Source organism: Streptomyces sp. NPDC002730, from assembly GCF_042888805.1.
Classification (GTDB): domain Bacteria; phylum Actinomycetota; class Actinomycetes; order Streptomycetales; family Streptomycetaceae; genus Streptomyces.
On record NZ_JBIAQG010000004.1, the window covers coordinates 331,392 to 342,520 of the forward strand.

Consider the following 11,129-nt stretch of genomic DNA (forward strand, 5'->3'; position numbering starts at 1 on the left):
AGCATTCCCCCGTATCGAATGGACAGCGTGGTGTGAGCTGGTCGGTGGAGCTCATGGGCATGCCGGTGGAGCCGGGGCGGCTTACGTGCCGCCCGCCATGGCGATCAGGAGTCTGCACCAGGCCGGTCGGGGCGTCCTCGTGCGCCGCCTGCTGCTCGGCGCTCACTGCTGGGCAGCGGGCACGAGCCCGGGGGCGACCTTGAAGGAGATGTTCTCCATGAGCGGTTTGGACTTGGTGTTGTGGAAGGCGGCGATACGCCACCGGCCGTCTGCCTCACGGACCATGGTGTATGTCTGGACCTTGCTGAGCTTCTTCGGCTGCTTGCCCCTGTAGGTGTCGCCGCGGCCGGTGACCACGGCGGTGTCGGGCCCGAAGAAGCGGATGTCCAGGATCTCGTCGGCGAGCCTGGTGCCCTTGACGAAGCCGGAGAACAGGGTGCGGTGGCTTTCGGTGATGTCGCTGCGGCCCCGGTAGTGGGTGCCGAGGTACGTGGTGTAGGTCGCGTCGGCGGTGAACAGCTCGCCGTAGGCGTCGGCGTCGTGCAGGCGCCAGGCCTCGACGAGGGCGGCGATGACGGTGGAGATCGCGTGCTGGTCGTTGGTGGTGTCCATCAGATACTCCAGGTGGTTGCGCTCCGCTGAAGATTGCGCGACTGCAATATATGCACGAATGCATATGTGCGCAACGGGGTTCCCTGAACATGGGTGAAATCTGCAGGTGGGCGGCGTGACCGGGGCGCCGCGAACCCTGGTGGTGACAGGGTGAGGCTCACGCCCGGCGGCCGATTACCGTGGTGGCATGACCACGAACAGCCGACCGGGCGACTGTCTGCGGGCCCGGCGCGACCTCGTGCGGCCTCAGGACATCCACGCGGCCGCCGCAGGCGCGAGCCCGGCCGAAGTCCAGCCGCAGGACGACGCGCGCGTTCTCCTGGACCCGGCGGGCCACCCCTTCCGCCTGTTCATCCAGGGGTGACCGGAATGGGCAGCCGGGCAGTCAGAGAGGTCGTACTGATCAGGCGGGCAACCGCCCGGGACGCGAAGCGGCTTACGCGGCTGGTGCGTAACTCCCGTGCGTACGAGGGTCCGTACGCGCCGATGATCGCCGGATACCGGGTGGGACCCGACTACATCGAGACCCATCGGGTATTCCTCGCCGTCGGCGATGACGAGAGAGTGCTCGGCTTCTACGCCCTCGTACTGTCCCCGTCGGAACTCGACCTGATGTTCGTCGCCGATGCCGCACAGGGACTGGGTATCGGCAGGCAGCTGATCGAGCACATGGTCGGCGAAGCGCGCAGCGCCGGGCTCTCCAGTGTCCGTATCGTCTCGCATCCGCCGGCGGAGGGCTTCTATCGCAGTGTGGGAGCGAACCGGATCGGCACGGTGAGCGCGAATCCACCCGCGGTGATGTGGGACCGGCCTGAAATGGTCCTGCCGATCTCCTGACCGCCGCCTGCGGGAACTGCAGTCCGCGGCACGCCCGGTGGGGTCACGCGCACGGCTGGCCGTACACGGCCGCTGCCCCTTTCGGCTGTGAGCCGGGTGGGTGGAAGGGACTTGAATCCGCCAAGGACTTCTGACGTATGAACTGCCGGTCTCCGGGCGCGGCACGTACCGGCAGGCCCCGGCCGCGCCTGAGTGACCATCAGCCCTCGTTCGACCGACCGACTTTCGTTCTTTCAGGTGATCACGGCCTGTCACTGCATCTGATGGAGGCGGGGCTGGCCACGATGCCAGCATGATCAACGGGATGTGCCATGTCGCGCTGCAGCGCCGCGCCTCAGTTCTGCTGCCCCTGGCGGCGGCCCTGCTCGCCGCACAGCCTGCGGCCGAGGCCGCTGCCGACGCCGCTGCTGTTGACGCCGGCGGGTACCCGTCCTCGGTGGCCGAGCGGCGCGTGTCGGTGTATCTGGACAGCATCCGTGACCGGCCGGAGGAGCTGGCTTCGTTCTTCCGTGCACTGCCCAAGGGCGGCGATCTGCACAGCCATCTGTCCGGTGCGGCATCGACCGAGCTGCTGATGGACCTGGCCGTGGCGGATGGTCTGTGCATCGAGATCGTCACTCAGCGGGCTCTGCCCCCGCCGTGCCCGGCAAACAGTCGGCCCGCCGCCGAGATGGGTACCGATGCGGGATTCCGGCAGCAGGTCCTGCGCGCCTGGTCGATGCAGGACTTCACGCCGGGCGAGGAGTCCGGGCACGACCATTTCTTCGCCACCTTCGGCAAGTTCGGCGAGGCGACCTGGCGGCATCCCGGGAAGCTGCTGGCCGAGGTGTCGAACACGGTGGCCAAGCAGAACCAGTTCTACCAAGAGCTGATGATCACTCCGAACAGTCAGGGCGCCAGGGAGCTCGCCGACCGGGTCGGCTACGACGCAAACCTGTCGCGGCTGCACGAGAAGCTGCTGGCCGACGCCGCCATGGACCGGGTCGTGCGGCAGGCGCAGACCGAAGCCGACCAGGGCCTCGCGGAGTTCCGCGCCACCGCCCACTGCGACAGTGCGAAGCCGGATCCGGGCTGCGCGGTGCCGTTCCGGTTCATCTCCCAGGTCTCGCGGAACAGCGCTCCCGAGCGGGTTTTCACGCAGATGGTGCTGGCCATGGAACTGGCCGAACGCGACCCGCGGTTCGCCGCCGTGAACCTGGTGCAGCCGGAGGACGGGGCCGTATCGCTGCGGGACTACAGCCTGCACATGCGCATGCTCGGCCATCTGCACCGTGTCTATCCCCGGGCGCACATCACCCTGCACGCAGGTGAACTGGCGCCCGGTCTGGTCAAGCCCGAAGACCTGCGCTTCCATATCGCCGAGGCGGTGAACGTCGCCCATGCGGAGCGCATCGGCCACGGTGTGGACGTACGGCACGAGGACAGGGCCGACGAACTGCTGCAGACGATGGCAGCCCGTCGTGTCGCCGTGGAGGTCCCGCTCAGCAGCAACGACCAGATCCTCGGGGTCTCGGGTCCCGAACATCCCTTCCCGCTCTACCGGCAGCGCGGCGTCCCGGTCGTGCTGGCTACGGATGACGCGGGCGTCTCCCGGATCACCATCAGCGACGAGTACCTGCGCGCGGCCCGCTCGTACGACCTGTCCTACCGGGAACTGAAGGACCTGGCGCGCGCCTCGCTCGACTACGCGTTCCTGCCGGGCCGCAGTCTGTGGCGCACGACGGACCGCTACCGCCCCGTGCGCGAGTGCGTCGCGGATCGTCCCGGGCTGCGCGCACCGGGACCGGGGTGTGCGGCGTTCCTCGCGGCGAACGCGAAGGCAGCGGTGGAATGGCGGCAGGAGGCGGCGTTCAAGGCCTTCGAGCGCCGGATTCTCGCGCCCGTCCGCAACTAAGCATTCCCGCCGGGCTTGGCAGCCACATTGACGCTGGAGTGTTTGATGCGCACTTTCCTACCGGTCTTCACCATTGCGTTGGCTGCGGCAGCACTGATGGCATTGTCGGGGTGTGACGGCACCCCGGTCGAGACGAGCGCCGTACCCGCCCGCGCCCCTACGCCGTCGGCCAAGGAGTTTTCCGGTCAGGTCGATGTAGGCGGCGGTCGCAAAATCTATCTGCACTGCAAGGGAAGCGGAAGCCCCACGGTCATTCTGGAATCCGGGTTCCACGACTCGTCGGACACCTGGAACATGACCGATACACGGCCGCCCGTACCGAAGTCCCCGGCGGTCTTCCCCGGTGTCGCAATGTTCACCCGTGTTTGTGAATACGACCGGCCCGGAACCATCCGGTACACGGAGCCCCCCACTCTCACCGCCCGCAGCACGCCCGTGACCGGGGCGCGCTCCTTGACCGGCATGGTCAGTGATCTCAACAAGCTGCTGACAGCGGCGAAAGTCCCCGGCCCGTACCTGCTCGTCGGTCACTCCTTCGGAGGAATGGTCACGCGGTTGTACGCCCAGATCCATCCGAAGCAGACAGCCGGACTTGTTTTCGTCGATGCCTTCGGAACGAACATGAAGCCGTTCTTTGGCAAGGACTGGACTGCCTACCTGGAGTTGCTCAACCATCCAGGTACAGCCTTCGACGCAAAACGTGGCTTCGAGACCATTGACGTCGACGGCGCAATTGAAGCAGTTACCGGAGCGCAGCCGATGCCGGATGTACCCCTCGCGGTTCTCAGCAAGGCGAAGCCCTTCGCCGTTCCGCCCCGCACCCCGAAGTCTCTCCTGACAAGTCTTGAGCGGGCCTGGCCGAAAGTTCAGCAGACTCTGGTGGATCTGGGGCCGCAGACCCCTCATTTCCTGGCCACGGGAAGCGATCACTATGTGCAGATGCATGATCCTGACCTGACGATCAGCGCGATCAGGCTTGTCGTCGGCCGAGTCAAGGCCGGGTCGTAGCGCCGGGACCGGTCGATGACCTGAAGGTCGTGTTGTCGTCGGGGGGTTCCTCACTGCTGGGCCGGTCAGTGGCTACTGCTCGCCGCACATTGGTCCATGTCACGTGCCTTGTGGCCCGGTGCGTACTCCGCTGCCAGCGCGGGCGTCAGCGAGCCGCCGGAGAAGGCGCAGGCCAGGGCTGACCATGCGCTCGGCGCGAAGGGCCAGCGGACCGTGAGGTTGGCGTTGGCGGCGACCAGGTCGGCGCCGTCCCGGGAGGCGGAGAGTGTCGTGACCGCGGTGTCGGAGTAGCGGAGGGGGTTGCCGATCCGGGAGCCCGTCGCGCGGTCCCAGAGGCGGACGGTGCCGTCCTCTCCGCTCGACGCCAGCAGGCTGTTTGCGGCCCAGGCCAGCGCCGTGACGGTGTCGTCGTGGCCGGGCAGTGTCCCGTTACGGCGGCCGTCGGCGGTGTCCCAGAGGCGTATCGATCGGTCGTCGCTGCCACTGGCCAGGGTGCGGCCGTCCGGGGAGAAGGCGAGCGCGGACACGAACAGGGTGTGGCCGGTGAGCGTGCGCGGCGTATCGGTCACCCGTCCGTTCGGCCAGTGCAGGATCCGTGGCTCGGCGTTCTTGCCGATGCCGACGGCCACTTCACGGTGCGGACCGACCGCCAGAGCGGTTACTTCTCCGCCGGTCACGCCCTTGGCCAGGTGCTCCCGGCCATCCGGGGCCCGTAGTAGCACCCGGCCGTCCTTCCACGCGACAACCGCTGTGCCGTCAGGGGCGGTTCGGACCGCGGCGAGCTCCGCCTCGCGGGGAGCCAGGACCCGCGCGCGGGTGCCGCGAGCCAGGTCGACGCCGTGCAGTGCGCCGTCGTCGGTGGCGGCCAGCAGCGTCGAGGCGGACGTCCAGGCCAGGTCGGTCACCCCGCCGCCGCCGAGGCGGATCTCGTGGCTGTTGCCGGAGAGCCGGACGACGCCCACGCCGTCCCCGGTGGCGAGGGTGCCGTCGGGTCCGTGGGCGAGCGCGGTGACCGTGAGGTCCGAGATCCGCTGAGGCGTGGCGGCCGGTGAGCGGCGGTCGGACAGATCCCATACGACGAGCCGCCTGGCCCGGGTGAAGCTCATGAGCAGACGCCCGTCCGTGGCGAGCGCGACGACCGGGTCGGCCGGTGGCCCGATGAGTACTTCGCCCTTCGGCTGAGGTGCCGCGCCGGAGGACCATACGCGGATACGGCCGGACGCGTCGCCCGTGTACACGGTCCGCGAACCCGGATCGCTGGCCACAGCGGTGGTGTTCGGAGCCGGCGCGGTGCCGGGCGGCCGGGTCGGCGGTCCCGGCCAGCTGCTCAGCCGGGCGCCGTCGACGGCGGTGAGTTCGCCGTCACCGGCGCGCGCGGCGATGCCGGGCCGGCCCTTCTCGGGCGGAGCCTGCAGCACCTGGTCGGTGCCGGGCACCGCGGCGGCGCCAGGTGCGGTGGGGATCTCCACGACGTGCCCGTTCCCGGTGATCACTGCCGCCGCCCGTCCAGGCCTGTGCACGGCGATCCCGGCGAGTTCCCGCGACACCTTGACCGGCGCCAGTCCGTCGAGCGCCGAGGCGGCTGCCGACGGCCGGGGCAGGCGCCACCGTGACACCACCCCGTCCGTGCCCGCAGCGAGGACCACTCCGGTCCGCTCGTCGACCGCCATCCCGGCGATCCGGGTCGGAACGGCCGTACGCACCACAAGCGCCGCGGCGTCGGGGCCCTTGGTGCGCTGTACGACCACACCACCTCTGACGTCCCCGGACACCAGCAGACCGTCTTCCGTCAGCGCCACCGCCGAGACGGCGTCGGTGTTCCGGCCTTCCAGTAACCGTTGCTGACGACCAGTCACCGCGTCCAGCAGCCGGATCGTCCCGTCGGGGCAGCCGAGTACGACCGTGCCGTCCGTGCCCGGGGCTTCCGCGGCCGGCGCGGTGGTGACAACGTTCGGCGCCACGGTGCCACAGCGTGGTTCGTAGAGGGCCAGCGGGCCGCCGGTCCCGGCGAGGATGTCCACCAGCGCCGCCCGCGTGGCGGGCGCGTCATGTGTCCGTACGGCCCCCAGCGCGAGCAGCGCTGCGACGTCCCGGCGTTCCTCCGCGGCCGAGCGGGCCTGCGCGGCCAGCTGCAGCGCCTCGGCCTCCGTCTTCGCCTCCTCCGTACGCATCTGCTGCCAATAGGTGAACGCGCTCAGCAGTAGCGCGAGCACCAGGCCGACGGCGGTGACCAGCAGGCGCCTGCGCAGCCTGCGGGCGCGCCGGCGCGTCGCATGGACGCGCTCCTCGGCGAGCCGGGAGGCATCGACGAACCGGCGCTCCTGCTCATTGAGCGACCACTGCTCCTCGTCGAGACCGTCGAGCAGGCGCAGTTGGCCGACCGGCAGAAGGAAACCCGCGTCCTCGCTCTGCTCCTGCCAGCGCGCGGTCTGCGCGGCGACCTCGTCCTGGAGCTCTTTGGCCCTCGGATCCTTCGTCAGCCACGCCCGCAGCTGCTGCCAGGCCTCCAGCAGCACCTCGTGGGCGACCTCGACGGTCGGCTCGCTGCCGCCGCGAGGCATGCCGACACTCAGCAGCCGGGCTTCGACGAATGGGCGAACGACCTCCAGAATGCCGCGCTCGTCGTCGACTTCGGTGATCAGATCCCGGGCGAGGACCGTACGCCGGGTCGGACGCTCTCCGGAGCCCACATAGGCGAGCCGGAGCAACATCCGCCGGGCGGTGGCGCGTTGAGGTGCTTCGAGTCGCTCCCAGGTGCGCTGGGCGCTCTCGTTCAGCGCCGCCGCGATGCCGCCGATCTCCTGATAGCCGGCGAGGGTCAGCTCGTCCGTGGCGCGGCGCTTCCAGAGCCGCTCCAGCGCGTACGCGATCAGCGGCAGGCTGCCGGCCCCGGCCCCGGCGTCCGCCACGATACGTTCGACGAGCTGCTCCTCAATACGCAGACCCACCTGTTCGGCCGGTCTGCGTACGGCTTCGCGCAGGCTGTCACCGGCGAGCGGCAGGAGCCAGAACTGGTGGGCGGCGACGAGGGTGGCCAGCTCCGAGCTGTCCTCCAGCCGGTGGTACAGATCGGTGCGGATGGCGATCACGACATGAACCGCGCCCGCTTCCGCGTCGCACACGGAGAGCACGGCGCGCACCAGGAAGTCCCGGTCGGCCTGCGGAAGTTCGGGAGCGAGCAGCGCCTCGAACTGGTCGATCAGCCAGACGACCCGGCCGCCGGTGCGGTGGGCAAGCCGCGCCGAGAGCCGCCCGAAGAGCGCGGGATCCGCCCGGAGTCCAGCCGCGGTCGGCAGTACGACTCCGTTCTCTTCACGCTCCGGGGGCCCGTACGCGGTCCGCAGCGTGGCACACATCTGCTCCGCCAGGAGCGGGGTCGGTCCCAGCCGGAGTACGGACCAGTTGCCCGGCAGGGTGCCGGTGCGGAGCGCGTTGGCAACACCAGCGGCGAGCAGTGAGGACTTCCCGCTGCCGGAAGAGCCGACGACGGCGCTGACCGGGGTCCGTACGAGCAGCGAGAGCACCTGTCCGGTCTCTCGCTCGCGCCCGTGGAAGAAGTCTTCCCACCCCTCCTCGAAGGCATCGAGGCCGGGATACGGACGGCGGTCGCCGTCCCTTCGGACGGCCCGCTCCCGCTGGACGATGTACTGGAAGAGAGGGCCGACGTGGACCTTGTTGACGTCGCGGCCCGCAGCGTCGCCGCCGTGGGCGGTGATGGTCACCTCGCCGTGGTCGAACGCGACCGGTCCGGTGTCCTGGAACCCACCGGGCGGCGGATCGGTCATGCCGGGTTCACCTGGTAGGTGCGGGAGTCCAGGAAGGTGCTGTCACTGTGGTCGGAGATGAGTACCCCGTCGAGCTTGCAGGAGCCTGCCTTTTTGGTGATGACAGGGACGCGGAAGACCGATTCGCCGTTCACGTAGAAGACCTTCTCCTGCGTGGCTTCGGTGCCGACACCGCAGTCGCCGGCGGCCGTCATGCGCAGCATGCCCGCGAACGGGTCGGGGCTGTCGATTTTGATCCTTACCGAAGTGGTGCCGGGATACCGCAGCGGGCGCCTCGCATCGGCCCAAGAGATGCTGACCGGCTGCCTGCCGACGGCGAAGTCGCCGATGACCGGTCCGGCGGCGGCCCAGGTCGCGTCGCCCTGCTGGGTGGCGGTGACGCGGCAGCGGCCGGTGTTGGCGTCCTTGAGGGTGACAGTGGGCTTGCCGTCGCGGGTGCCGAGGACGCAGCTCCCTCTGTCCTCGCTGGAGGCGAAGGCGTAGCTCACCGGCAGGCCCGAAGTGGCGCAGCCCCGAAGGACGGTGGTGCGGTTCGGGTACGTGTGGTCCGTGCCCGGGGACGGGAACACCAGGGTCTGGGCCCGCCGGCCGCCCTCCGTGCCGCTGGGTTCGGGCAGGCCGCAGCGCTTGGGCCCGCTCGGGCGACTGGGGCCACTGTGGCCGGATGTGGTTGAGCCGGAGCCGGATGTGCCGCCTGGTCTGCTGGAGGGGCCGGAAGTCGCCGATCCGGAGGCGGAGTTGCCGCCGCCGGTGGGTGTTCCGGGGCCGCCCGACGCTCTGGTGGAGGCGGGGCCGGTGGCTCCCGGGGTTCCCGTACTCCCTGTGGTCCCGGTCGTCGTTCCGGTAGTCCCCGTACTGCTGCCGGAGTTGGTACTCCCGGTTGTTGCCGTCGCACCGGCCGACGTGGTGGCGCCGCCGGACCAGGTCTCGAGCGGACGCTCGTCGACTCCCGTACTGTCGGCGTCCGACCGGCCTTTCGACCCGGGCTTCCCGCACCCGGCGAGCAGCACGCAGACCGCAGCCGCCGTGGCGGCCGCCCGTAGTAACGCACGCACGGCCTCAGCTGCCTTCCGACGAGGAATCGGGTGCAGGGGTGTGCGGCCCGCGCACCGACAGGTCCCGTCCGGCGGCCATGTTTCCGCCGCGGATGTCGATCTTGGCACCGCCGGCCGCAACCGGCCCCGACTGCTCGACGCGGAGGTCGTACGATCCGCCGTCAGGCTTGTCCTCCACCGTGCGGACCAGCGCCGCCAGCCGCTGCGCGAACTCGGGGTCCGTGTCGAGGAGTTCCTGCAGATGATCCTCGACCGCACCACGCCGGTTGGCGTTGTCGGGCTGCTCCTCCAGCCGCCGTAGTGCGCCCTCGGCCTGCGGTTCGCTCCGGAAGCGGTCCGTCACCGCGTCCCACAGTCCGCGCAGACGATCGGCGGCGAGTGTGTCGATGACACTGCCGGCGACACCGGCCAGATGACTCGCGTAACTGGCGATCAGCGCCACGACAGCGCTCGCAGCGATCGGCTCCATCCCGTTCCCCCGTTTTGCCGCTCGGCACCGGGCGGTACCGACGTGATGACAGCTGGTCACGACCAGTGTCACGAGTCGCGCAGGCCACAGTCACAAAAAGTGAGGGAACTCCTCTGGCTCTACGCTTTTCGCTGCATCCGGCGGACGCCGTTCGGCGCATGTGCCTACGGCGGTCACTGTCGGGTGAGCCACTCGCTGTACCACGCGAGGGTGGCGTCCAGTGCCTCGGTGAGCGGTGTGTGGTGCACGCCGAAGGTCTCCTCGAAGGCCGACGAGTCCACGATCTGGGGCTCGGTGTGCTGATAGAACATCTCGGCGTACTCGGCCATGAACGCCTCGTCGAAGGGGCCGAAGGGGCGGGCCTCGTCGAGGATCATTGCACTCAAGGGCCGCTCGACGCGCTCTTCGATCATGGCGTGGATCTGGCGGGTCGTGAGGGCGGGCGCGGTGGGCAGGTGCCAGACGCGGCCGTCGCCTTCCGGGCGTTCGCCCAGCGTGGCCAGGCCCGCGGCGACGTCATCGATGTACGTGTAGCTGTGCGGCAGATCGATGTCGCCCAGGCCCAGGATCTCGCCGCTGGTCAGCGCTCCGGGGAAGACGGCGCCGCCGAGGGTGGAGTTGACCACGCCGGGGCCCACGAAGTCGGCGGAGCGGCCCAGGACCACACGGGCGCGGCCGGCGCGGTGGGCGGCGAGGTACTTCTCGTCGAGGTCGGCGCGCATACGGCCCTTGCGGGTCGTCGCCTTCCACGGAGTGTCCTCGGTCATCACCGCGCCGCCGGTCTCGCCGTACGGGTAGAGGGTGTCGAGCACGACCAGCCGCGCGCCGCCGGCTTCCACCGCGCCCAGGACAGCTTCCTGGATGCGGGGCATCACCTCGACCTGCAGGTGATAGCCGACGTTGACGCAGTGGTAGACGACGGCGGCACCGGCGACGGCGGCCCTGGCTCCTTCGGCGGTGCTGACATCGGCGGCGTACCGCTCCACACCCGTGACCGCCGGTCCGTCGGCCTTGCGGTCGACGAGGCGAACCGCGTGACCGCGGCGCGCCAGCTCCTGGGCGAGCGCGGTGCCCGCAGGCCCTGAGCCGAGTACTGCGTGGAGGTCGTGTTCAGCAGCAGACATGGCGTTTTCCGTCTCTTCTGTGAGTTATTGTCACTCGCTACAGTTAGAGACTGTAACTCTAATGACGGCCTCTAGCAAGGGGATGTGTCGAGGCAGCCGGAAGGCTTGCGTCGTCACTGGTGAGAGACGAGCCGCTCGTGGCCGGCGGCGGCCGGAGCCTGAGGGGCCGCTACGGCGGGCAGACGTGCGCCGGCGGGCGTGCGCGGAAATCGCGGAAGGCGAGGCAGCGCGGCGTCCGGTCGTGCCGCGCCGCGGCCTGTGGCGCACTGCCGGCCGGGGGGCGGGCGGGGGGTGTGGGGGGGGGGCCGGGCGGGGGGGGCCGGCCCCCCATTACCCCCCGGCCGC

9 protein-coding genes are annotated in these 11,129 nt (G+C 69.9%); 4 read left to right on the forward strand and 5 right to left on the reverse strand.

Annotated elements, in window-relative coordinates; all coding sequences use genetic code 11:
- Positions 1-162: 162 nt before the first annotated feature.
- A complete protein-coding gene (locus tag ACFYXH_RS12660) occupies positions 163-612 on the reverse strand; it encodes an SgcJ/EcaC family oxidoreductase (protein ID WP_389562071.1) in 450 nt (149 codons plus the stop codon).
- Between the two features lie 187 nt (positions 613-799).
- Here ACFYXH_RS12660 and ACFYXH_RS12665 point away from each other — a divergent pair, with 187 nt between their 5' ends.
- From ACFYXH_RS12665 to ACFYXH_RS12680, 4 genes are all read left to right on the forward strand, one after another.
- Positions 800-976: a VOC family protein gene (locus ACFYXH_RS12665; RefSeq protein WP_389562072.1), complete on the forward strand. Its 177-nt coding sequence runs from the start codon at positions 800-802 to the stop codon at positions 974-976.
- A gap of 5 nt (positions 977-981) precedes the next feature.
- Positions 982-1,449 (forward strand): GNAT family N-acetyltransferase, encoded by a 468-nt coding sequence (locus tag ACFYXH_RS12670; protein ID WP_389562073.1) that lies wholly within the window; start codon positions 982-984, stop codon positions 1,447-1,449.
- A 292-nt stretch (positions 1,450-1,741) separates the two neighbouring features.
- Entirely contained in the window at positions 1,742-3,343 is a 1,602-nt protein-coding gene (locus ACFYXH_RS12675) for an adenosine deaminase (RefSeq protein WP_389562074.1), read from the forward strand.
- Positions 3,344-3,388: 45 nt separating this feature from the next.
- Entirely contained in the window at positions 3,389-4,351 is a 963-nt protein-coding gene (locus ACFYXH_RS12680; RefSeq protein WP_389562075.1) for an alpha/beta fold hydrolase, read from the forward strand.
- A gap of 65 nt (positions 4,352-4,416) precedes the next feature.
- On the opposite strand, the gene ACFYXH_RS12685 is transcribed toward ACFYXH_RS12680, so the two are convergent.
- From ACFYXH_RS12685 to ACFYXH_RS12700, 4 genes are all read right to left on the reverse strand, one after another.
- Positions 4,417-8,136, reverse strand: coding sequence for a hypothetical protein (locus ACFYXH_RS12685; protein WP_389562076.1), 3,720 nt, complete (start codon positions 8,134-8,136; stop codon positions 4,417-4,419).
- Positions 8,133-8,705, reverse strand: coding sequence for a hypothetical protein (locus ACFYXH_RS12690; RefSeq protein WP_389562077.1), 573 nt, complete (start codon positions 8,703-8,705; stop codon positions 8,133-8,135). Before ACFYXH_RS12690 ends, ACFYXH_RS12685 begins: the two co-directional genes overlap by 4 nt.
- A gap of 490 nt (positions 8,706-9,195) precedes the next feature.
- Positions 9,196-9,660, reverse strand: coding sequence for a hypothetical protein (locus ACFYXH_RS12695; protein ID WP_389562078.1), 465 nt, complete (start codon positions 9,658-9,660; stop codon positions 9,196-9,198).
- A 173-nt stretch (positions 9,661-9,833) separates the two neighbouring features.
- Positions 9,834-10,784, reverse strand: coding sequence for an NAD-dependent epimerase/dehydratase family protein (locus tag ACFYXH_RS12700; protein WP_389562079.1), 951 nt, complete (start codon positions 10,782-10,784; stop codon positions 9,834-9,836).
- Positions 10,785-11,129: the final 345 nt, after the last annotated feature.